This window comes from Streptomyces sp. NPDC060205 (genome assembly GCF_042728395.1).
GTDB lineage: Bacteria > Actinomycetota > Actinomycetes > Streptomycetales > Streptomycetaceae > Streptomyces.
Genome location: NZ_JBHWZP010000088.1, coordinates 1 through 20,788, shown reverse-complemented (window position 1 = coordinate 20,788; position 20,788 = coordinate 1). Strand labels below are relative to the sequence as shown.

Genomic DNA, 20,788 nt, shown 5'->3' with positions numbered 1-20,788 from the left:
GAACACCACAGCCCTGTAACAGGACAGCGCCCGGGCCCGCCCGCGGGCGCCCGTGGTCCCCGTCGGGGGCGCCCGTGGACGCAACGCGGAAACCGGATGCACGGGGCGTCCGGGTGACGGATCATGTCGGCATGTCTGCCAACCCGCACGACGCGCTGCCGATCCGGCTCAACGTCGACGACAGCGACTCACCGTCGGACGTCGTCGACGCGCTGTTCCTCGGCCGCTTCGCGACGGGCGAGCAGCCGCACTCGCACTCGGCGAACATCGACCGCGTACGGTCCGGGGTCTCCCTCCTCCCGCCGGGCGCCCGGGTGTTGCGGTCCGCCCGCGACGACGACCGCAGCGCGACCCTCGCGGAGGGCGACGGCTGGACGCTGCTCGTGTCGCGCTGGAACCGCGGCGCCGACGTGACGGTCACCGCGACCAGCGAGGAACTGGCCGAGAAGGTCCTCGGCCAGGCGACGGACGGCGCGGCCGACGAGCCCGAACCCCAGCCGGAGAACGTGACCATGGGGTTCTGGTACGTGTCCCCGCGGCGCGGCCCGCACCGCACGACCCGGCAGATCTCGGCGGGTACGTGGGAGGAGGTGCGCGGCAACTACACGGCGCCGGTGGCGGACGCCATGGACGGCCTGATGAAGACCACGCCCGAGGACATCGCGGGCCGGCTGCTGTTGCTGCACGGTCCGCCGGGCACGGGCAAGACGTCGGCGCTGCGTACGCTGGCGCGTTCGTGGCGGGACTGGTGCCAGGTGGACTGCGTCCTCGACCCGGAGCGCCTGTTCTCCGACGTCGGCTATCTGATGGACATCGCCATCGGTGAGGAGGACGGCTCGGGGAAGGGGCGCTGGCGGCTGCTCCTCCTTGAGGACTGCGACGAACTGATCCGCGGCGAGGCCAAGCACACGGCGGGTCAGGCGCTCTCGCGACTGCTCAACCTCACGGACGGACTGCTGGGCCAGGGCCGCAACGTCCTGGTGGGCGTCACGACCAACGAGGACCTGGAGCGCCTGCACCCCGCGGTGGTACGTCCCGGCCGCTGCCTCGCCCGTATCGAGGTCGGCCCGCTGACCCGCCGGGAGTCCACGGCCTGGCTGGGCACGGACGAGGGCGTGGGCCGAGACGGCGCGACCCTGGCGGAGCTGTACGCCCTGCGCAGAGGCACGACCCCGACATCGGTCCCCGACCAACGCCCCGAAACGGAGGCAGGCTTGTACCTCTGACCGACCTGCCAGCCGCCGGCACCGCTTCGTCCCCGCCGCTCACCTCCGCCGCGACGGCGGGCAACCACCGCGGCGCATCCCGGCGGTGCCGAACCCACCCCCGCCCGCTCTGTGCAGGCCACCGGCCACCGTCCGCCGCCCGGGACCCGGCCGCGGCGGGCGGCCGGGCAGGCCGGGTGGCCGGGCAGGCCGGGTGGCCGGGCAGGCCGGGTGGCCGGGCGGGGCGGGCCCGGTGGGACGACGTCCGCGCCGCACCCGTCAGCCGGACTCCCCATACGCCGCGCGCAGCGCATCCCGTACCGCGGCGAGCGCGGCGGCCTCGGACAGCCCGAGCCGCCGCACGCGCTCGGCATAGGCCTGCGCGTCGGACGCGGCCGTACGGTCGGCGGCCGAACCCGCGGCGGCGACCAGCGTCCCGTTGCGCCCCCGCGTCTCGATGACCCCGTCGGCCTCAAGCGCCCGGTACGCCTTGGCGACCGTGTTGGCGGCGAGACCGAGCTCCTCGGCCAGCCCCCTCACGGTGGGCAGCCGGTACCCCACCGGCAGCACCCCGGCCCTCGCCTGCTCGGAGATCTGGGCGCGCACCTGCTCATAGGGCGCGACCCCCGTACCGTCCTTGATGTCGATCTTCAACGTCACCCGCTGATTGTCCCGCACCCGCCGGAAAATGAGAGGCGGCCTGCCGCACCCCGCGCGTAGCGTGCGCTTCCATGACTGTGATCGTCCGCGACCTCCGCACCGAGGATGCCGAGGACGCCGAAGGCTTCTCGCACATCCGGCGTCTGGCCCTCCCTTACATGCTCTCCACTCCGGAGTCCGTGCTCCACGACGTCACACACGCCCACCCCGACGCGCATGTCCGGCCGCTGGTCGCCGAGGAGGACGGCGAACTCATCGGCACGGCCCACACGGGCGTCGTGTACGACAGCCCGCAGCCGGGCCAGGCCTATCTGAACGTGTACGTGCACCCGGAGCGCCGGGGCCGCGGCGCCGGCGCGCTGCTCGTACGGACCGCGGAGGAGCATCTCGCCGAGGTGTCCGCGACGAAGCTGTTCGCCTGGGTCCTCGACGAGCCCGCGAACCGTTCCTTCGCCGAGCGGCGCGGCTACCGCGCGAGCCGCTCCGCGCACTTCCTCCGTCTCGACCTGGCGCACAGCCCCCTGCCCCCGCGCCCGGAGGCGCCCGCGGGCGTGGAGCTGCGCACGGCCGCGGACTTCGCCAACGACCCGCGCCCCCTGTTCGCACTGGACGCGGAGACGCTCGCGGACGAACCGAGCGACATCGACCACGAGTTCACCGACTACGAGGCGTGGCTGAAGGAGACCTGGCACCACCCCCTTCTCAGCCATGAGCTGACCTCCGTCGCGGTCGTCGACGGCCGGCCCGCCGCGTTCAGTGCCGCCCGCACCGACGGGGGAACGCGCTACGGCACGGTGATGACCGGTACGGCCCGCGCCCACCGCGGTCGCGGTCTCGCCAAACTCGCCAAGGCCGACTCCCTGCACCGCGCCCGCGCCGCCGGCTTCACGGAGGCGTTCACGGGCAACGACTCGGGCAACGGCCCGATGCTCGCGATCAACAAGTGGTTCGGCTACGAGGTCTGCGCCACGGAGGTACAGCATGTCCGCGAACTCGGCTGAGCCCTCGCCCCGTCGGGCCGTGGACATCGTCCTGGTCAAGGCCGGCCGTACGAAGATCCGGTACCCGGCCGACCTGCTCCACGACGACGGGACGCACGTCGTCGTCCGCGCGGCCTGGGCGGGAGCGGGCGTCCGCGACTTCGGCTTCGTACGCTTCGAGCCCGGTGACGTCTTCACCGAGCACTACTGGCGCGACCGCTGGTACGCGGTGAAGGAGGTCAGGACCGCCGAGGGCGCGCTCAAGGGCTGGTACTGCGACATCACCCGCCCGGCCGAGGTCGTCCCGGCCGACGGCACCCCGGGGGAGGTGGTCTGCGAGGATCTCGACCTGGACCTGTGGCGCTCCGCCGACGGCGGGACCGTACTGCGCCTCGACGAGGACGAGTTCGCGGCGAGCGGCCTGGAGACCACGGACCCACGAGCGGCGTCCGCGGCCTGGGCGGCCCTGGACGAACTCGAACTCCGCGCCCGCGAAGGCGACTTCGAAGCGCTGCTGACCTAGCGCTGCAGCCATGCGGTCCTCCCCCGGCGTCTCACGGCACAGCGATCACCGCGTACCGCTCGTCCCCGACCTCCCGGCCCCACAGCCGGGGGTCGTCCGACAGCCGTTCCACGCGCACGTCCTCCGCGAGGGGCGCGAGCAGAGCGGTCAGCCGGTCGGCGGGTATGCCGACCGGGCTCACCGTCCCCCAGACGCCCTCGACGAGGACGAGCCGTCCGCCGGGGCGCAGCAGCCCGCGCCAGTGCCGCAGGACGCGGCCGGGCTCGGGCAGCGTCCACAGCACATGGCGGACGAGGACGGCGTCGAACCGCTGCTCCCCGACGGGCGGGGCCGCCGCGTCACCGGCCAGGAACGCGGCGTCGCGCCCGGCCAGTTTGGCGCGGGCGAGTGCGACCATGCGGGGCGAGAGGTCGACGCCGGTGACCCGGTGCCGCGCCTCGGACGCGAGGAGCGACAGGCTGCCCGTGCCGCAGCCGAGATCGAGCACGTCGGAGGGGCCGCGGGGCAGCCAGCCGCGCAGTCTGGCCGCCCACGCCTCGCGCACGGCGGGATCCCGCAGTCCGTGGTCCGGCTCGTCGTCGAAGGTGTCGGCCGCCACGTCCCAGTCGATGCCGGACCGCTTTCCACCAGTGCTGTTACCAGTGCTGTCACTCGTCATGCACCCAGAGTGGCACCCGCCACTGACAACGGGCCGGCGCCCAGTTCGGGCCTCCCCCGTACCCCGTCCTTCGTACAAACCGACAAGATGTCCGACATGTGGACTCATTGATGAAACGTGACAGCCGCCACTGACAAGCGGCCACCGATGAGTCACCCTCCCGGAAATGGTCTGACTCCGTGAGAACGCGGTACTCGGCAGACCAGCCGCAGGGAGGCCCCTATGCGCCGCATGTCCATGCAGAAGCCCCTGAAGAAGTCGGATTCCCGTCGCGTACGGGAAGAGGCCGACCAGCGCCCGGCCGAGCGCCCGGAAATCCGGAAGGACATCCATCGCACCTGGTGGCCGGACGGGTGAGCACCCCCGGGGCGGAACGCCGCCCGGGCCAGGTCAGTGGCGGTCAGGGTGCGAGCCGCTTGCGGTAGTGGAGCCGGTCGTAGGGGCCGTCCACGCGGCGCTCGACGAGTTCGTACCCGTACCGGGGGTAGAGCTTCTGGTTCTCCCACATCAGCGCATGGGTGTAGAGCCTGACCTCGGGCAGCGCGAGCGCCCGCGCGTGCGCGTCCACGAAGGCGAGCAGCCGCCGCCCCACGCCCTGACCACGGGCGTCCGGGTGGACGGCGACGCTGTCGAGGAACAGATGGTCCTCATGCGCCTCCACCACCACGAGCCCGGTCACCGGCTCCCCCAGGACGAACACCCTCCCCGCGGCGATCCCGGCCGCGTGGTCCGCCCGCATGGGCTGCGGCACGACCCCGATCCGCTCGACGTAGGGGCCGTACGCCGCATCGGTCACGGCCCGCACGGCGGCCACATCCGCGAGGACGGCCGGCCGGATCCCCGACTCCCGCGCACTGTCTTCCATGCCCGGAACGGTACCTACCTGAGCCCAGTCTCAGCACTCCCTTAACGGCACCATAAGGATCGCCTCCACCCGCTCCCAGCAGGCGATTCCGCGGTTTCGAGGGGCTAGCTTGCTGATCGCCCCCAGGCATCACAGGCACCCCCCAGATCCGTTTCGAGGAGTACCCCCATGCCCGCTCGCCACCAGGCCGCCGTCCGTATCGCCACCGTCGTCGCGGTCGGCGTCGCCCCGCTCGCCCTGACCGCGCTCGCCGCCGCTCCCGCCGCCGCCCACGGCTCGATGACGGACCCGGTGAGCCGGGTCGCGGGCTGCTTCGCGGAGGGGCCGGAGAACCCGAAGTCCGCCGCCTGCAAGGCGGCGGTCGCGGCCGGCGGCACGCAGGCCCTCTACGACTGGAACGGCGTCAACATCGCCAACGCCGCCGGGAAGTCGAAGCAGATCATCCCCGACGGGAAGCTGTGCAGCGCGGCCAACGACAAGTTCAAGGGGCTCGACCTGGCCCGCGCCGACTGGCCCGCCACCCAGTTGACCTCGGGCAACCGCACCTTCCGCTACAAGGGGACCGCCCCGCACAAGGGGTCGTTCGAGCTGTACGTCACCAAGGACGGGTACGACCCGACGAAGCCGCTGAAGTGGTCGGACCTGGAGGCGAAGCCGTTCCTCAAGGTCACCGACCCGAAGCTGGAGAACGGCGACTACGTCTTCAGCGGGGTCGTCCCGGTCAAGTCGGGCCGCCACCTCATCTACTCGATCTGGCAGCGCTCCGATTCCCCCGAGGCCTTCTACACCTGCTCGGACGTCGTCTTCGGCGAGGGCGGCGCGGGTGCGGAGGCCTCCGCGGCCCCGGCCGCGTCGGCGCCGTCCGACGAGGAGATCGCGGACGGCGCGGACGAGTCGTCCGTGGAGCACGGTGGGCACGGCGACGACGACCCGAAGACCCAGGCGTCGGTCACGGCCGCCGCGGGCACGAAGTCGGATCCGGACTCCGGGAGCGACGTCAGCGACTCCGGGGCCGAGGAGACGGCCGGAGCGGCCGAGGCGGCCGAGGCCGGCGACGGGTCCGGGAACGGGGCCGAACCCGCCGGTGCGTCGGCGAACCTCGCCGAGACCGGGGGGTCCGACTCGACCGCGTACCTCGCGGTGGGTGGGGCGGCGGCGCTGGCGGTCGGCGCGGCGGCGATGTTCGCATCCGTCCGCCGCCGCGCCGGCGTCCGCCGGTAGGTAGGCACCGTGGGGGTTGAGCGGTACGGGAACTGCGGACCGGCCGTGGCTGGGCGCGCAGTTCCCCGCGCCCCTTCGGGGCGCTAGCTGATCGCTGACAGGCAGGTGGTGGGGGTGGCTCGGGGCGGGTCCAGGGCGTTGGCCACCTCGTGGAAGGCGATGCGGTCGGTGAGTCCGATCGCCGCGTGCTCGGAGAGGTCGAGCGCGCACAGGTCCTGGATCAGGATGTTGCGTACGTTCGGGCCGTCGAGGAACTGCGAGCGGTAGGGCGTGACGACCTCGTCGTACCGGGTGGCGATGACCGTGTACCGGACACCCGGCACGGTGTCGCCGCCGGCGTTGAGCCGGGTGAGGAACGCGGAGCCGGCGATCTGGTCGGCGAGGGCCGGGGTGGCCGCCGAGAGTACCTCGCTCGCGCCGGGGAAGTGCGTGACCAGCTTGGCCAGGCCGTTCAGGGTGGTGCCGTGGTTGTCGGGGGCGATACCGACGAGGGCGTTCACCTTGGCGGCGCCGCCGAGGAACTTCAGGTAGTGGCGTGGCATCATGCCGCCCTGCGAGTGGCCGACGAGATCCGCCTTCGCCGCCCCGGTCGCGGCGAGCACCTTGTCGACGAAGGCCTTCAGCTGCTCCGCCGACTTGTCGATGGGGCCGAGTCCGTGGACGAGCGGGACGCCGGGGAGCTGCCCGTAGTCGAGGGCGTAGACGCAGTAGTCGCGGGCGACCAGGTAGGGCGCGAGGCCCAGCCAGTTGTCGACGGAGTTGGCGAAGGTGCCGTGGACGAGGACGACGGGGCGCGGGTGGGCGGCGGACGGCTTGCAGGAGTAGTCGTTCCAGCCCCTGCTGGTCGCGGTCGCGGCCCGGTCGGTGCCGGCGGCGGTGGCCGTGGTGGCGGGGACGATCGTGACCACCGCGGTCAGCAGCAGCGCCGACAGGGGTCTGAGCAGGTGCTTCCAGGGCAGCATCGGGTGATCTCCTTGCGGCTCAAGGGAGTGACGAGGCCATACGCCCTGTGATCCGGATCACGAGGATGCTGTTCTTTTTTCAAGTTACGGGCGAGTAGTAAACGTGTGAAGTTACGCGTCGGTAAAAACTTCCAGTGGTAACCGGGAGCACTGACACGTGCCGTTGAACCGTCACCAGGCGGGCCTGATGGGACCGTAGGGCGCAATGCGCGACAAATGATCGCGCAACGCCCGCATTTCACCCTCCCCGATTAGTTCGACCCACGACCGAACACTCCTGGGCCGACCGATCGAGGGGCCGCCCGAAGGGCGCCCCGACAGGGGCGCGGGGAACTGCGCGGCCCACCCCCGCAAACCCGCACCCTCCGAACGACCGGCACCCCCTGCCCCGCTCCCCGCGGAGCGTCACGCCGCAAGCGCACCCGGAACCACCGCCCCCGCCCCGAACTTCTCCCGCACCCGGTCCGCCACCTCCTCAAGGCGCCGCACCTTCTCGTCCACCGGGTCGAACGTGAGCTGGTGGGAGGCCTGGTCGGCGGGGTCGAGCCCCTCGGCCCGCAGCGCCACGCCACGGACCCGGGCCCGCTGCAGCCCGAGCGCCTCGTACATGCGGTACGCGGCATCGGTGAGCGCGGAGGAGTGCGCGGTCGGCTCGGGGAGCGTACGGCTGCGGGTCGTCGTCGAGCGGTCGGCGTAGCGGACGGTGAGGGTGAGCGTGCGGCACACCTTCTCCAGGGCCCGCAGCCGCGAGCCCAGTTCCCCGGCGGCGGAGAGCAGCGCGCGCCGGTGCTGCGCGGGGTCCAACTCGTCGCGCTGGAAGGGCCGTTCGGCGGCGAGCGACCGGGAGACGGCGTTCGGTACGACTCGGCCGCGGTCGATGCCCCGCGCCATCTCGTGCAGTTCGCGGCCGGTACGGGCACCGGTGAGCCGTTGCAGGGTGGACAGCGGCGCGGCGGCCACCTTGCCGATGCTGTCGAGGCCGTACTCGCACAGGGTGCGGGCGGTGGCCTTACCGACTCCGGGCAGCGCGCGCACGGGCCGCTCCGCCAGGAACCGTGTGAGGGCGCGGGGGCCTTCGGGGACCACCCGGATCTCCCCGGGGGCGGCTTCCCGCAGGGCCATCCGCGCGAACATCGGGCCGGGGCCCGCCCCGATCGCGCAGTCGACGCCGTGCCAGGCGAGTGCCCGTACCCGGATCAGCGAGGCCAGTTCGACGACGTCCCGCCGGAAGTACCGTTCGGCGCCCCGCAGATCGGCCAGCGCCCCGTCGGGCGGCAGCGCCTCGACGACGGGGGTGAACTCCTCCACCGTGCCGAGGAGCCCGGGCAGGGCGGCCTCGTACATCGGCGGCAGGTGGAAACGTACGCAGAGAATGGTCATCCCGCACTCCCCGGGCTCTGGTGCCACAGTTTCTTTCCGCTCGCGGGCCCCTCGCCCGCCGGGCGCAGATCCGCCCACGGATGCATTTCGTATCCCGTGGGCAACTGGATTCGACGGCCGCCCGTCGGATCTCCCGAACCCCGGGAACCGGCCTCGGCCCCAGGCTCGCCCTCAGCACCTTCCCCGGGCCCTCCCTGCGGCTCGGCCAGTCTCATCGCCACTCCGTCCAGCCCCTCCTCGTGCCGCAGTTCCGCCAGGTCGGCGAGGTTCCAGGCGGCTGCCCCGACGACGCTGAGGCTGCGCGGGCCGCGCCGCTGCACCACGCCGCGTACGAGCAGGAGCCAGGAGTGGAAGACGGTGTGCGCGCACGTGTCGTGGGAGTCGTCGAAGAAGGCGAGGTCGAGCAGGCCCGTACCGTCGTCCAGGGTGGTGAAGATGACCCGCTTGCCGGAGCGGATCGGCGGTGTCTGGGTGGCCGCCTTGGCGCCCGCGACCAGTACCGTCTCGCCGTGCTTGGCCGCCCGCAGCCGGCGGGCCGTGACGACGCCCAGCTCGTCCAGGAATGTCCGGTGGTCGTCCATCAGATTGCGTGAGGCGTCCATGGAGAGCACGCCCAGTTCGGCGCTGAGCCGTTCCGCCGAGGAGAGGTCGGGCAGCCCGGCCGACGCGGTCTGCTGCCCTCCGTTCAGCGGGAGTTGGGAACCTCCGGCACCGCCGGCGCCGCGCGCGCCCCGGTGCAGCTCGGTCAAGTGGAGCTGCAGATCACGGCGGTTGGCGCCGAAGGTGTCCAGCGCGCCCACCTGCGCGAGCCGTCCGGCCAGCGGGCGGCTCGGCCGGGCCCGTTCCCAGAAGTCGAGCAACGAGGTGTACGGCTGCCCCTGCTCGATCCGGGCCGCCTCGGCCTCGCTGATCCCGTGCACGTCGGAGAGCGCGAGCCGCACTCCCCAGGTCCCCTCCGAGTCCCGTACCCCTTCAGGGGATTCAGACACCAGTTCGATACTGTGTGCGGCCGACGACCGGTTCACGTCCAGCGGCAGGATCGGCACCCCCCGCCGCCGCGCGTCCGCGAGCAGCAGCCGCTTCGGATACATCCCGGGGTCGTGCGTGAGCAGCCCCGCGTAGAAGGCGGCCGGGTGGTGCGCCTTCAGCCACGCCGACTGATAGGTCGGTATGGCGAACGCGACCGCGTGCGCCTTGCAGAAGCCGTACGCCCCGAAGGCCTCGACGATCTCCCAGGTACGGGTGATCGTCTGGGCGTCGTACCCCCGCGAGGCCGCGTGCTGCGCGAACCAGAAGCGGATCCGGCCCTGCGACTCGGGGTCGGACAGCCCGCGCCGCACCCGGTCCGCCTCGCCCCGCCCGCAGCCGGTCATGATGTCGACGATGTCGATGACCTGCTCGTGGAAGACCACCACCCCGTACGTGCTCTTCAGCGGCTTCTCCAGATCGGGGTGCGGGTAGCGGACCGGCGCGCGGCCGTGCCGTGCCTCGATGAACGGCCGCACCATGTCGGCCGCGACCGGCCCGGGGCGGAAGAGGGAGATGTCGACGACGAGGTCGTGGAAGGTCGAGGGCTGGAGCCTGCCGACCAGGTCCCGCTGTCCCGGCGACTCGATCTGGAAGCAGCCCAGCGTCTCCGTGGACCGGATGAGCCGGTACGTCTGCGGGTCGCCCTCCCCGACGGCGACGGCGTCCAGGTCGACCTCGTCGCCCGTCGCCCGTTTCACCTCGGCCACCGCGTGCGCCATCGCGGACTGCATCCGCACACCCAGTACGTCGAGTTTGAGCAGCCCGAGGTCCTCGACGTCCTCCTTGTCGAACTGCGCCATGGGGAGCCCTTCGCCGCTGGTCGGCACGACCGGCGTACGGGCGAGGAGCGAGGCGTCGGACAGGAGGACCCCGCACGGGTGCATGGCGACGCCGCGCGGCAGGGCGTCCAGTGACTCCACCAGTTCCCACAGCCGCCCGTACTTCGACCCTTTCCGCGCGGACTCCTCGGCCAGGGAACGGAGTTCGGGCAGCTCCGCCAGCGCCGCGCGGGCGTCGCGGGCGCGGATGTGCGGGAAGGACTTGGCGATACGGTCGATGTCGGCCGGGTCCATGGACAGGGCCGCGCCGACGTCCCGTACCGCGTGACGCACCCGGTACGTCTCCGGCATCGCCACCGTCGCGACCCGCTCGGTGCCGAACCGGCCGATGATCGCGCGGTAGACCTCGATGCGGCGCGCGGACTCCACGTCGATGTCGATGTCGGGCAGGACCGCGCGGCGCTTGGACAGGAAGCGCTCCATCAGCAGTCCGTGTTCGACGGGGTCGGCGTGCGCGATGCCGATGAGGTGGTTGACGAGCGAGCCCGCCCCGGAGCCGCGCGCGGCGACCCGGATGCCCATCCCCTTCACGTCGTCCACGACCTGGGAGACCGTCAGGAAGTAAGAGGCGAAGTGATGGTGGGCGATGATGTCCAGCTCGCGGTGCATCCGCTCCCAGTACTCCCGCGCCCTGGAGGAGCGGTCGTACCCGAGGCGCATCATGCCCGCCGCCGCCCGGGAGGCCAGTACGCGCTGCGCGGTGCGGCGCCCGGCGCCGACGAGGTGGGCCTCGGGAAAGTGCACGGCGCCGATCCCGAGGTCGTCCTCCGGGTCGACCCGGCACTCGTCGGCGGTGGCCCGGGTCTGTTCGAGCAGCCGGCGGGCGGTGTCACGGCGGTAGCCGGCGGCCTCGACGACCCGTTCGGCGGCGGCGAGCATGGCGCCCTCGTCCTTGAGCCAGGCCTCGCCGCTGTCCAGTTCCTTGCGGGGGTCGACGGGGACCAGCCGGCGGGCGGCGTCCAGCACGTCGGCGACCGGGCCCATGCCGGGGTCGGCGTACCGGACGGCGTTGGTGAGCACAGGGCGCACCCGCTGCTCGGCGGCGAAGCCGACGGTACGGGCGGCAAGGCGCAGGGAGCCGGGTCCTGTGCCCTCGCGTCCGTGCCAGACCGCCTCCAGGCGCAGGGCGTCGCCGTACACCTCCCGCCAGGGCGCGAGCAGTGCCGCCGCCCGGTCGGGCCGTCCGGCGGTGAGCGCGCGGCCGACGTCGGAGGCCGGGCCGAGCAGCACGGTCAGTCCCTCGGCGTGGTTGTCGGCCCGGGGCAGCAGCGGCTGCCCTCCGCCCGCATGCGCCGCAGTAACGATCCTGCAGAGATCGGCCCAGCCCTTGCCGCCGTCCCGGGCGAGGAAGGTCACCCGAGGCGTCGACTCGTCGATGAAGGCACCGCCCCGCACGGGGGCCCGGCGCCGCTCACTCCGTACGGACTCCGCGGTGACCCTTCCGGCGACCCCTGCGGATCCTCCGGACGCCCCCCTCGCGGGGGCCCCGGACATCCCCCTCGCGGTTCCCCCGGCCGGCCCTCCGGCGGGCTCTTCGACCGCGAGGTCGACCCCGAACAGCGGGCGCACCCCCACGCCCTGCGCGGCACAGGCCTTGGCGAAGCGGACCGCGCCCGCGACGGTGTCCCGGTCGGTGAGCGCCAGCGCGTCCATACCCCGCTCGGAGGCGCGCTCGGCGAGGCGCTCCGGGTGGGATCCCCCGTACCGCAGGGAGTACCCGGAAGCGGTGTGCAGATGCGTGAAGCCGGACACGCGCACCTCCACCACCAGGGGCTTTCACCCAGTCTCGAACATCAGTTCCCAAGTTCCTCACCTCCACCATAGACCATTTCCGGACACCTGCATCGAACATCTGTACGACATCCGTTCGGACCCGCCCCACCTGCGTAAACGTCGCGATCCCCGGACCGTGGGGACATGTCACGGACAGCAGAGGCCCCGCCCACGTCCTTCCTCGCCGAGGTCAAGGACGCGGTCACCCCGCGGGCCACCCTGCTCGTCATCGGCGTGGTCGCCCTGCAGCTGCTCTTCATCGCCTCCTACGTGGGGGCGCTGCACCATCCGAAGCCGAAGGACGTGGCGTTCGGGGTGGTCGCGCCGGGCGCCGCCGCCGAGCGGACGGTGGCCCGGCTGGAAAAACTGCCGGGCGGCCCCCTGGACCCCCGGGCGCTCGCCGACGAGGCGACGGCCCGCGAGCAGATCGCGAACCGTGACATCGACGGCGCCCTGCTGGTCGACCCGAACGGCACCACCGACACCCTGCTGGTCGCCTCCGGCGGCGGCAAGACCCTGTCGAACGCCCTGGTCTCCCTCACCACCGCGCTGGAGAAGGACCAGGGGCGCACGGTACGGACCGTCGACGTGGTGCCCGCCGACGCGCAGGACGCCAACGGGCTCACCCCGTTCTACCTCGTCGTCGGCTGGTGCGTGGGCGGCTATCTGTGCGCGTCCGCGCTGGCGATCAGCGCGGGGGCGCGGCCGGCCAACCTGCGGCGCGCGGTGATCCGGCTCGCCTCGATGGCCCTGGTCGCGATCGTCGGCGGACTCGGCGGAGCGGTCATCGTCGGACCGGTCCTGGGCGCCCTGCCGGGAAGCGTGGCCGCGCTCTGGGGACTGGGCGCGCTCATCACCTTCGCGGTGGGCGCCGCCACGCTGGCACTCCAGTGCGTCTTCGGGATCGTCGGCATCGGAGTGGCGGTGCTGCTGGTGGTGATCCTGGGCAACCCGAGCGCGGGCGGCGCCCTCCCCCCACCGATGCTCCCCCCGTTCTGGAACGCGATCGGCCCCGCGCTCCCCCCGGGCGCCGGCACCTGGACAGCCCGCTCGATCGCCTACTTCAAGTCCAACGACATCACCACATCCACCCTGATCCTGACGGCCTGGGCAGCCCTGGGCACAGCAATCACCCTGGCAGCGGGCTCACGCAACAAACAGGCTCAGCCCCGAGGCCCCCAGGGGCGCGGGGAACTGCGCAATCTTTGAGGCACACCCCCACCAAACCCGCACCCACCCCCACTCCCCCGACACAACGCAGCACAACACAACGCAGCGCAGCGCAAAGGCCCCGCCCCCGCGCAAGCGGGACCGGGGCCTTCACACCACGGCGGAGCCGATCGTCAGCCGATCTGCGTACCCGTCGCGGACAACGCCTCGGTCACCGGCTGGAAGAACGTCTCCCCACCGGAGGTGCAGTCACCACTGCCACCGGACGTGAGTCCGATCGCGCTGCTCCCCGAGAACAGCGACCCACCACTGTCCCCCGGCTCGGCGCAGACATCGGTCTGGATGAGCCCGTTGACGATGTCACCGTTGCCGTAGTTCACGGTCGCGTCCAGCCCGGTCACCGACCCGTCGTGCACCTGGGTCGTGGACCCGCTCCGGGTGACCTTCATCCCGACGGTCGCCTCCGCGGCCCCCGATATCTGCTGCGCGGAACCGTTGTAGAGGTTCACCTCGCTCGGGTGCTCCACGTCCGCGGTGTACTTCACCAGGCCGTAGTCGTTGTCGGGGAAGCTGGAGTCCGCGTTCTCGCCGATCTCGGTGCCGGAGGAGTCCGACCAGTTGGTGATCCCCTCGGTGCAGTGCCCGGCGGTGAGGAAGAACGGCTCACCGCCCTTGACCACGTTGAAGCCGAGCGAGCAACGGCCACCGCTGCCGGTGATGGCGTCACCGCCGGCCACGAAGGTCCTGAACTCCCCCTTCGTCCGCTTGAGTTCGGTGGTGCCGCCGAGCCCGTCGACGACCTTGGTCAGCTTGGTCAGTTCGGCACCGGTGACCGTACGGTCCGCGGTGACGACGACCTTGTTGGTCGCGGGGTCGAGCGCCCACGAGGTGCCGGGGATGGTCGCGTCCTGCTTCAGCGTCGTACGGGCGCTCTTGAGGTCGGCGAGGGAGTTCTCGACGACTCTGGCCCTGGCGCCCGCCGACTCGACGGTCTCGGCCGCCGCCTCGTCGAGCACGTTCACGACGAGGCTCTTGGCGTTCGCGTCGTAGTACGTTCCCGCGGCGTCGCCGCCGAGGTCCTTGCCGAGCGTCGAGGCGAGCTTTCCGGCCGCCGTGACGGAGAGGACCTTCAGCTCGGGAGCGGGCGCGTTCTCACTCGCGTTCGCACTCTGCAAGGTGATTCCGCCCGCGACGAGTGCGGCGATGCCCGCGCCGGCCGCGACGGCCCGTCGCCTGGGTATGCGTCGGTGCTTCAACTCGTGTCCTCCTGTGGGGGGTCGGACGCGGCGGTAGTGGGGACCATCGCGACCGAAAGGTGTGTGGCAATGGTGACGACTCGCAAAAAAAGCCGCGTCCATGCCAACGGACACCGACCACTATTCCGAGGCCGCACCGGGGCACACAAGGTCGACTTCAGGACGCGCGCACCACAACCGACGCGCGCCCCCGCACGGTTGACGCGCGTTGACAAGAACGCCGTCACACCACGTCGATCCCCATTGCAAATACTACGAGCGAGTAACCAACGCCCCTCTGTGAGGTCTAGTCCTGTCCTGAATTCGACCCTCGGAAGTCCGGATCCAGCGGTGCCTCGACGGGCGGGAGTTGCTCCTGCATCGATTGCTGCCACTGGGTCAGCAGCTGCTGCGCCTGAGCCGCCAGCTCCAGGGGCCGGTCCAGAGGACGGCCCGAACTCCCGGCCGAGGCCTGCTCCGAAACCCCGCCCTCCCCGTCCGCCCCGACCGCCCCGTCCAGGGCCTGCTGCGATTCGGACAGCTCCCGCGGTGACTGCTGTGCCTGCTCCGCCTGCGGTGGCGGCGGCGCCTGCCGGGACTGCACATGAGCCGTCCCCGGATGCGCCGGATGCGGGCCGTGCCCCGGCTGGGCCCGCTCCAGGAACCGCAGCAGCTCGACCGGGAAGGGCAGCACGAGCGTGGAGTTCTTCTCCGCCGCGACCGCCACCACGGTCTGCAGCAGCCGCAGCTGGAGCGCGGCGGGCTGCTCCGACATCACCCCGGCGGCCTCCGCCAGCTTCTTGGAGGCCTGCAGTTCGGCGTCCGCGTTGATGACCCGGGCCCGCCGCTCCCGGTCGGCCTCCGCCTGGCGCGCCATGGACCGCTTCATCGTCTCCGGCAGCGACACGTCCTTGATCTCGACCCGGTCGATGGAGACGCCCCACTCCACGGCCGGGCTGTCGATCATCAGCTCCAGGCCCTGGTTCAGCTTCTCGCGGTTGGAGAGCAGATCGTCCAGCTCGCTCTTGCCGATGATCGAGCGCAGCGAGGTCTGCGCCATCTGCGAGACCGCGAACCGGTAGTCCTCGACCTTGATGACCGCGTCGGCGGCGGACACCACCTTGAAGTAGACGACGGCGTCCACCCTGACCGTGACGTTGTCCCGGGTGATCCCCTCCTGCGCGGGCACCGGCATCGTCACGATCTGCATATTGACCTTCTGCAGCCGGTCCACGAAGGGCATGATCATGGTGAAGCCCGGACCGCGTATCCCCGATCGCAGCTTTCCGAGCCGGAGCACCACTCCGCGCTCGTATTGTTTGACGACTCGGGCCGCGGCCATCCCGTACACCACTCCGACGGACGCGAGTGCCACTCCCGCCGTCACCAGCTCCTCGACCATGACGACCCCCAGGGTCCGTAACGGGCGCAAAAGGTGTGTACTTCGACGGTAACTCCGGCGCGCGGACGAAGGGGAGATGGAGGACAGCGGTGCCTGGCGGGATACGGATGCGGGACGGACGGCGGCTGGCGTTCGAGGAATGGGGCGACCCGGAGGGGACGCCGGTGGTGCTGCTGCACGGCACACCGGGCTGCCGGACCGGGGTGGTGCCGCAGGATCTGATCGAGGCACGCCCCGGCGTACGGTTCATCGCGTACGACCGCCCCGGGTACGGGGATTCCGACCGCGGCCCCGGCCGCCGGGTGGCGCAGGCGGCGCGGGACGTGGCCGCGCTGGCCGACGCGCTCGAACTGGGGCCGTTCGCGGTGCTGGGCCGGGCGGGCGGCGCCCCGCACGCGCTGGCCTGCGCGGCGCTGCTGCCGACCCGGGTGCGGCGGGCCGCCGCGCTGGCGAGCCTCGCGCCGCCCTCCAGTGAGGGGCTGAACTGGTTCGAGGGGATGGCGGAGTCCGGCGTCGAGGAGTTCACCCGGGCGCTGACCGACCCGGTGGACTTCGCGGAGCGGCTCGCCTCGCGGGCCGCCGAGATCCGGACGGACCCGGCCCGGCTCCTCGCCTCGATCCGCGACGGCCTCACCGAGTCCGACCGGCGGATCGTCTCCACTCCGGCCGTGAGCGACATGCTGCTGCGCAACTACCGTGAGGCGCTGCGCACTTCGGCGTACGGCTGGCTCGACGACAATCTCGCACTGCTGAGCCACTGGGGCTTCGACCCGGCGCGTATCACCCGGCCCGTGCTGCTGTGGCACGGCGCCGAGGACACCCTCTCCCCGGTGGGCCATTTCGAGTGGCTGGCCCGGAGCATCCCCCGCGCCCGCCCGGTCCTGGACCCGAAGGGGGGCCACTTCTCGGCGCTGGAGGCCCTTCCCGACGTACTGGACTGGCTGTGCGCCACGCCGAGGACCGAGGACTGAGCCGGCGCGGGCCGCTCGGGGACGACGACGAGCCCCCGCACCGCGAACGGTGTGCGGGGGCCCGTCTGCTGCTGGCTGCAGATCAAGCGGTTCGAACAGATCCTGCTGTCACGCGTACCGGTCAGTACACGCTGACGCCGTAGGCGCTCAGGGCCTCGGTGACCGGCTGGAAGAACGTGGTCCCGCCGGAGGTGCAGTTGCCGCTGCCGCCGGAGGTCAGACCGTAGGCGACACCGTTGCTGCCGTAGAGCGAACCGCCGGAGTCGCCGGGCTCGGCGCAGACCGTGGTCTGGATCATGCCGTAGACGATGTCGCCGCCACCGTAGTTGACGGTCGCGTTGAGGGCGGTGACCCGTCCGGTGCGCGTACCGGTGGTGGATCCGGTACGGATGACGTTGGTGCCCACCGCCGGGGTGGCCGCGCTGGTGATGTCCACGCTGCCGGCGGTGCCCGACTTGGTGACCGAGGTGTTGGTGTAGCGCACCAGCCCGTAGTCGTTGGTCGGGAAGCTGGATCCGGACGTCGTGCCGAGGGTGGTCGTGTGCCCCGAGTTCGACCACCAGGTGCCGGCGCCGTCGGTGCAGTGACCGGCGGTCACGAAGTAGTCGACCCCCGAACTGCTGCGGACGTTGAAGCCGAGCGAACAGCGCCAGCTACTCGCATAGATGGCGTCGCCACCCTTGATCAGCTTGTTGATCTTGCCCGGGGTGCTCTTGATCTGCAGGGCTCCGGCGTTGGCGCCCGCGGCCTGCTTGATCTTCGCGATCTCCGCCTTCGAGACCGTGCTGTCGACCGTGACCAGGACCTTGCCGGTCTTGGCGTCGGTCGCCCAGGCGGTACCGGGCACATCGGCCTTGAGCACCGCGGAGTTGGCGCTCTTCAGCTGGGTGGTGCTGAACGTCGACGCGTCGTTCGCGTTCGCCGCGGGGACGGTGAACGCTGCCGCGGCCACGAGTCCGGTGCTCACGGCGATCAGCCGGGTCCGTCTCGCTATGCCACTACGGGGGGTGGTGCGCTTGGTCCTCACTGTTCGTTCCCTCCAAAGGGAAGTCGGGGGCCCGCGTGGGGTCGGGGCCCGTGAGGCGCACGCCAGAGACAGAGTGTCCGGATTCCGGACACGCCGTGCCCCTGACAAGGCGCTGGGGGGAGTATTTGGCCGCGCACCCGAACGACGCAAGGGCGCCTTTCGGCCGTACGGCGTTCAACTTACGTTTGTCCCACGGGAGTTGATCTCCGCGGCGCCGATGTGTGGATCGTGTGCGGATCAGCCGGGTGCGGATCACGGGTGCGGGTCGAACCGTGCAGGTCGGACGGTGCGGATCGGACCAGGTGGATCAGGCGGTGCGGATCGCGCGGTGCACGTCACCGGAGCAGACTGCGCTCTGCGGCCGCAATCTCCGCGCCCAGAGTATTCCCCGGCGGCGGGATTGGGCAGATGACGTGGTCCGCGAATGCGCACGACAGGAGCAGGGCGGGGTTGAAGTCCCCCGTCGTGCGCCCCCGCGCGTCGGGCGCCGCGGGTTTCGGAAACCGGAAGCGGTAACTGCCGTGCCCGCTGCTGGAATCGCCGAGGACGGCCCACGGCGAGCCGTCCTCCTGGACCGTCACCTGCGGCGTCAGCTCCTGGCCGCCCAGGGTGAAGGCGAGTTCGAACGTCCACCGGGATGCCTCGGACTCCCCGGCCGCAGGCAGCACCCCGTCCCCGCCGACGGTCCAGCGTCCGGTCATGTCCGGAATTCGCCCCTCCTGATGATCTTCGATCCGGTGTGTCCCTTGGAGCGTGAGGGAGCCGTGGGGCGCGAACACGGGCCGGGGGCGCTGTTCGCGCCAGTGCTTCCAGTCCTTGGCCGTGTCCGTCGTCATGTGATCAGCCCTTCCACACGGGTTCCGGCAACCCGAGGTGTGAGCGCAGTGTCGTCCCGGTGTAGGCCGTCCGGAACGCGCCACGCTCCTGGAGCAGTGGCACGACCCGGTCCACGAACGCGTCCAGACCGCCAGGCGCCGGCTGCGGTACGAGGACGAAACCGTCGGCCGCGCCGGTCCGTACGCAGTTCTCGATCTCGGCGGCGACCGACTCCGGTGTGCCGACGAAGGACCACCGGCCGTCCGACGCGCCGACCCCCGCGGCCCTCTCCCGCGCGTCGCCGTCCGTGTCGCCGAGTACGACGGTGGCCTCGGCCATGATCTTCAGGTCCGTGTGGTCCCGGCCGTGTGCGGCGAGGCGGCCCTTCACCCCGGCGTGGAGCGCGCGGCCGGCCGCCGGGGTCCCGTACCGCGCGAGCAGCACATCGGCGGTCGCCGCGGCGAACTCGTTCCCCTCCGGCCGGTCGTCGGCGGGACGGATGACGACGGGGTGGCCCTGTGGGGAGCGCGGCACGGTGAACTCGCCCGCGATGTCGAAGTGCCGCCCGCGGTGCGCGAACGGGCGCACGATGCCGTCCGGCGTCCAGGAGTCCCACAACTCCCGTGACACCTGGACGAATTCGGCGGTGCGGGCGAGCGGGTCGGCGGAGGCCGTCACGTTCCAGGCGGCACGCCCGGCGCTGAGGTGGTCCAACGTGGCGAGTCTGCGCGCGAGTTCGTACGGCTCGTTGAAGGCCGTGTCGACGGTGGCGGCGAGGCCGATCCGCTCGGTGACGGCGACGAGGGCGTTCAGCACGGTGACCGGCTCGGGCACCCGCCCGCCGTGCTCGGCCGGCCGCGCCTGCCCGGCGAGGAGGAGGAAGTCGAACAGGCCGCGCTCGGCGGTGCGCGCGAGCCGCTCGAAGGACGCGAAGTCGGTCCCGGCGGTGGTGTCGCCGCCTCCGGGGACGTACGCGGCGAGGTGCACCTGTGTACGGGAGGGCTCCTGGGAAGGCTGCCCGGCGGGCGTCCGGCCGGTCGTCATGACGTTCCCCCTGTCACGGCGTACCGGTGGGCGGGCCGGCCGAGCCCCAGATGCTCGCGGAGCGTGCTGCCCGGGTAGAAGGTGCGCAGGAGGCCGCGGTGCTGGAGCAGCGCGGCCGTGCCGTTGACCAGGCGTTCCAGGTCCCGGCGTGGCTCGGCGGGGGTGAGGTGGAAGCCGTCGGCGGCACCGGTCTCGTGCCAGGCGGCGATCAGTTCGGCGAGGTCGACGGGTCCGCCGCGGTACAGCGGGCCCTGCGCGGTCTGCCGCGGGCCTCCCCCGCCGTGGCCCGGCTCGGCGGCGCGCTCGCCGTCCCCGAGGTCGACGGTGAGGGCGGCGAGGACCCGCAGCTCGTCCGGGTCCCGTCCGTGGGCGAGCGCGGTGGCCTGCAACTCGGCGCGGATCGCGCTCACCTGTGCCGGGTTCGTGCCCTGGACCAGTGCCACGTCCGCGTGGCGGGCGGCGGTCGCCCGGGCGTGCCGGCCGGTGGCGTCGACGACCCGTACCGGGTAGTGGACGGGGTGCGGGTCCGTACGGTCGGCGCTGTCCCAGAGCCGGGCGGCCACTTCGGCGGCCTGCCCCGCCTCCTGCCACAGCGCGTCGACGGGCGCTGCGTGCCGACGACCGAAGAGGCGGGCCTCCCCCTCGGTGGTCGACACGTCGATACACCAGCCCGCCCGGCCGCGGCTCACCCGGTCGAGGGTCGCCACGGCGGCCTGGACCTGGAACGGCTCGGTGTGGGTGGTGGTGACGGTCGGCACCAGCCCGATGCGGGTCGTGGCGGGCGCGACCCGCGCCAGCACGGCGAGCGCGTCGAGGCCGGGCCGCGCGAAGCTGTCGCCCAGGGTCACGAAGTCGAAGCCGCCGCTCTCCGCGAGCCGCGTCAGCTCGACGTGGACCGAGACGTCGTCGTGGGCCGCCGTCTGGTCGACGGCTGCGGCCAGGTGCAGAAGCCCCCGGCCGTTCGGTGGCGTCATGGGAGGGAGAACCTTTCTGGGAGGCTCCCGTGCCGCCGCCGCGACGAGCGGCGC

Annotated in this window: 19 protein-coding genes; 7 read left to right on the top strand and 12 right to left on the bottom strand. The window is 72.1% G+C overall.

What is annotated here, in order from left to right; all coding sequences use genetic code 11:
• Positions 1–131: 131 nt before the first annotated feature.
• Positions 132–1,226 (top strand): DUF5925 domain-containing protein, encoded by a 1,095-nt coding sequence (locus ACFWGJ_RS17810; RefSeq protein ID WP_387325225.1) that lies wholly within the window; start codon positions 132–134, stop codon positions 1,224–1,226.
• Between the two features lie 258 nt (positions 1,227–1,484).
• Here ACFWGJ_RS17810 and ACFWGJ_RS17805 read toward each other — a convergent pair whose 3' ends face one another.
• A complete protein-coding gene (locus tag ACFWGJ_RS17805; RefSeq protein ID WP_387325224.1) occupies positions 1,485–1,865 on the bottom strand; it encodes a GntR family transcriptional regulator in 381 nt (126 codons plus the stop codon).
• 71 nt (positions 1,866–1,936) lie between these two features.
• On the opposite strand from ACFWGJ_RS17805, the gene ACFWGJ_RS17800 reads away from it, so the two are divergent.
• Together ACFWGJ_RS17800 and ACFWGJ_RS17795 are read left to right on the top strand one after the other, a co-directional pair.
• Positions 1,937–2,866, top strand: coding sequence for a GNAT family N-acetyltransferase (locus ACFWGJ_RS17800; RefSeq protein ID WP_387325222.1), 930 nt, complete (start codon positions 1,937–1,939; stop codon positions 2,864–2,866).
• A complete protein-coding gene (locus ACFWGJ_RS17795) occupies positions 2,847–3,368 on the top strand; it encodes a DUF402 domain-containing protein (protein ID WP_387325220.1) in 522 nt (173 codons plus the stop codon). The genes ACFWGJ_RS17800 and ACFWGJ_RS17795 overlap by 20 nt, the downstream gene beginning before the upstream one ends.
• A 31-nt stretch (positions 3,369–3,399) precedes the next feature.
• On the opposite strand, the gene ACFWGJ_RS17790 is transcribed toward ACFWGJ_RS17795, so the two are convergent.
• Positions 3,400–4,026: a class I SAM-dependent methyltransferase gene (locus ACFWGJ_RS17790; RefSeq protein ID WP_387325219.1), complete on the bottom strand. Its 627-nt coding sequence runs from the start codon at positions 4,024–4,026 to the stop codon at positions 3,400–3,402.
• Between the two features lie 222 nt (positions 4,027–4,248).
• Here ACFWGJ_RS17790 and ACFWGJ_RS17785 point away from each other — a divergent pair, with 222 nt between their 5' ends.
• Positions 4,249–4,383: a hypothetical protein gene (locus ACFWGJ_RS17785; protein WP_387325216.1), complete on the top strand. Its 135-nt coding sequence runs from the start codon at positions 4,249–4,251 to the stop codon at positions 4,381–4,383.
• A gap of 43 nt (positions 4,384–4,426) precedes the next feature.
• Here the strand turns inward: ACFWGJ_RS17785 and ACFWGJ_RS17780 are convergent, their stop codons facing one another.
• Positions 4,427–4,891: a GNAT family N-acetyltransferase gene (locus ACFWGJ_RS17780; protein WP_387325213.1), complete on the bottom strand. Its 465-nt coding sequence runs from the start codon at positions 4,889–4,891 to the stop codon at positions 4,427–4,429.
• A 168-nt stretch (positions 4,892–5,059) separates the two neighbouring features.
• Here ACFWGJ_RS17780 and ACFWGJ_RS17775 point away from each other — a divergent pair, with 168 nt between their 5' ends.
• The gene (locus ACFWGJ_RS17775; RefSeq protein WP_387325212.1) at positions 5,060–6,112 is read left to right on the top strand and encodes a lytic polysaccharide monooxygenase; all 1,053 of its coding nucleotides are present in this window, start codon (positions 5,060–5,062) and stop codon (positions 6,110–6,112) included.
• An 83-nt stretch (positions 6,113–6,195) separates the two neighbouring features.
• Here ACFWGJ_RS17775 and ACFWGJ_RS17770 read toward each other — a convergent pair whose 3' ends face one another.
• From ACFWGJ_RS17770 to ACFWGJ_RS17760, 3 genes are all read right to left on the bottom strand, one after another.
• A complete protein-coding gene (locus tag ACFWGJ_RS17770; RefSeq protein WP_387325210.1) occupies positions 6,196–7,074 on the bottom strand; it encodes an esterase/lipase family protein in 879 nt (292 codons plus the stop codon).
• Between the two features lie 405 nt (positions 7,075–7,479).
• On the bottom strand, positions 7,480–8,454 hold the full coding sequence (locus tag ACFWGJ_RS17765) for a hypothetical protein (RefSeq protein WP_387325208.1): 975 nt from the start codon (positions 8,452–8,454) through the stop codon (positions 7,480–7,482).
• On the bottom strand, positions 8,451–12,074 hold the full coding sequence (locus ACFWGJ_RS17760) for a DNA polymerase III subunit alpha (RefSeq protein ID WP_387325206.1): 3,624 nt from the start codon (positions 12,072–12,074) through the stop codon (positions 8,451–8,453). Before ACFWGJ_RS17760 ends, ACFWGJ_RS17765 begins: the two co-directional genes overlap by 4 nt.
• Before the next feature lie 165 nt (positions 12,075–12,239).
• On the opposite strand from ACFWGJ_RS17760, the gene ACFWGJ_RS17755 reads away from it, so the two are divergent.
• Positions 12,240–13,304 (top strand): DUF3533 domain-containing protein, encoded by a 1,065-nt coding sequence (locus tag ACFWGJ_RS17755; RefSeq protein ID WP_387325203.1) that lies wholly within the window; start codon positions 12,240–12,242, stop codon positions 13,302–13,304.
• A 134-nt stretch (positions 13,305–13,438) separates the two neighbouring features.
• On the opposite strand, the gene ACFWGJ_RS17750 is transcribed toward ACFWGJ_RS17755, so the two are convergent.
• Entirely contained in the window at positions 13,439–14,521 is a 1,083-nt protein-coding gene (locus ACFWGJ_RS17750; RefSeq protein ID WP_387325200.1) for a S1 family peptidase, read from the bottom strand.
• A gap of 286 nt (positions 14,522–14,807) precedes the next feature.
• Positions 14,808–15,902 carry a slipin family protein gene (locus ACFWGJ_RS17745; RefSeq protein ID WP_387325198.1) on the bottom strand — a complete coding sequence of 365 codons (1,095 nt, stop codon included), beginning with the start codon at positions 15,900–15,902 and terminating at the stop codon, positions 14,808–14,810.
• 107 nt (positions 15,903–16,009) lie between these two features.
• Between ACFWGJ_RS17745 and ACFWGJ_RS17740 the strand changes: the two genes are divergently transcribed.
• Complete coding sequence (locus ACFWGJ_RS17740; RefSeq protein ID WP_387325241.1) at positions 16,010–16,873, top strand: alpha/beta fold hydrolase; 864 nt, start codon at positions 16,010–16,012, stop codon at positions 16,871–16,873.
• A 121-nt stretch (positions 16,874–16,994) separates the two neighbouring features.
• Here the strand turns inward: ACFWGJ_RS17740 and ACFWGJ_RS17735 are convergent, their stop codons facing one another.
• The 4 genes from ACFWGJ_RS17735 to ACFWGJ_RS17720 form a co-directional block, all read right to left on the bottom strand.
• Entirely contained in the window at positions 16,995–17,900 is a 906-nt protein-coding gene (locus ACFWGJ_RS17735; RefSeq protein ID WP_387325196.1) for a S1 family peptidase, read from the bottom strand.
• Between the two features lie 335 nt (positions 17,901–18,235).
• Positions 18,236–18,736, bottom strand: a complete 501-nt coding sequence (locus tag ACFWGJ_RS17730; RefSeq protein WP_387325193.1) for a DUF1684 domain-containing protein — start codon at positions 18,734–18,736, stop codon at positions 18,236–18,238.
• 4 nt (positions 18,737–18,740) lie between these two features.
• Entirely contained in the window at positions 18,741–19,760 is a 1,020-nt protein-coding gene (locus ACFWGJ_RS17725; protein WP_387325190.1) for an LLM class flavin-dependent oxidoreductase, read from the bottom strand.
• Positions 19,757–20,734 (bottom strand): LLM class flavin-dependent oxidoreductase, encoded by a 978-nt coding sequence (locus tag ACFWGJ_RS17720; protein ID WP_387325188.1) that lies wholly within the window; start codon positions 20,732–20,734, stop codon positions 19,757–19,759. The genes ACFWGJ_RS17725 and ACFWGJ_RS17720 overlap by 4 nt, the downstream gene beginning before the upstream one ends.
• Positions 20,735–20,788: the final 54 nt, after the last annotated feature.

What these genes read in the sequence shown, in the direction of transcription:
- ACFWGJ_RS17810 (WP_387325225.1), top strand. Translation starts at nt 132, where the DNA reads ATGTCTGCCAACCCGCACGACGCGCTGCCGATCCGGCTCAACGTCGAC.
- ACFWGJ_RS17800 (WP_387325222.1), top strand. Translation starts at nt 1,937, where the DNA reads ATGACTGTGATCGTCCGCGACCTCCGCACCGAGGATGCCGAGGACGCC.
- ACFWGJ_RS17795 (WP_387325220.1), top strand. Translation starts at nt 2,847, where the DNA reads ATGTCCGCGAACTCGGCTGAGCCCTCGCCCCGTCGGGCCGTGGACATC.
- ACFWGJ_RS17790 (WP_387325219.1), bottom strand. Translation starts at nt 4,026, where the DNA reads ATGACGAGTGACAGCACTGGTAACAGCACTGGTGGAAAGCGGTCCGGC.
- ACFWGJ_RS17785 (WP_387325216.1), top strand. Translation starts at nt 4,249, where the DNA reads ATGCGCCGCATGTCCATGCAGAAGCCCCTGAAGAAGTCGGATTCCCGT.
- ACFWGJ_RS17780 (WP_387325213.1), bottom strand. Translation starts at nt 4,891, where the DNA reads ATGGAAGACAGTGCGCGGGAGTCGGGGATCCGGCCGGCCGTCCTCGCG.
- ACFWGJ_RS17775 (WP_387325212.1), top strand. Translation starts at nt 5,060, where the DNA reads ATGCCCGCTCGCCACCAGGCCGCCGTCCGTATCGCCACCGTCGTCGCG.
- ACFWGJ_RS17770 (WP_387325210.1), bottom strand. Translation starts at nt 7,074, where the DNA reads ATGCTGCCCTGGAAGCACCTGCTCAGACCCCTGTCGGCGCTGCTGCTG.
- ACFWGJ_RS17765 (WP_387325208.1), bottom strand. Translation starts at nt 8,454, where the DNA reads ATGACCATTCTCTGCGTACGTTTCCACCTGCCGCCGATGTACGAGGCC.
- ACFWGJ_RS17755 (WP_387325203.1), top strand. Translation starts at nt 12,240, where the DNA reads ATGTCACGGACAGCAGAGGCCCCGCCCACGTCCTTCCTCGCCGAGGTC.
- ACFWGJ_RS17745 (WP_387325198.1), bottom strand. Translation starts at nt 15,902, where the DNA reads ATGGTCGAGGAGCTGGTGACGGCGGGAGTGGCACTCGCGTCCGTCGGA.
- ACFWGJ_RS17740 (WP_387325241.1), top strand. Translation starts at nt 16,010, where the DNA reads ATGCGGGACGGACGGCGGCTGGCGTTCGAGGAATGGGGCGACCCGGAG.
- ACFWGJ_RS17730 (WP_387325193.1), bottom strand. Translation starts at nt 18,736, where the DNA reads ATGACGACGGACACGGCCAAGGACTGGAAGCACTGGCGCGAACAGCGC.
- ACFWGJ_RS17725 (WP_387325190.1), bottom strand. Translation starts at nt 19,760, where the DNA reads ATGACGACCGGCCGGACGCCCGCCGGGCAGCCTTCCCAGGAGCCCTCC.
- ACFWGJ_RS17720 (WP_387325188.1), bottom strand. Translation starts at nt 20,734, where the DNA reads ATGACGCCACCGAACGGCCGGGGGCTTCTGCACCTGGCCGCAGCCGTC.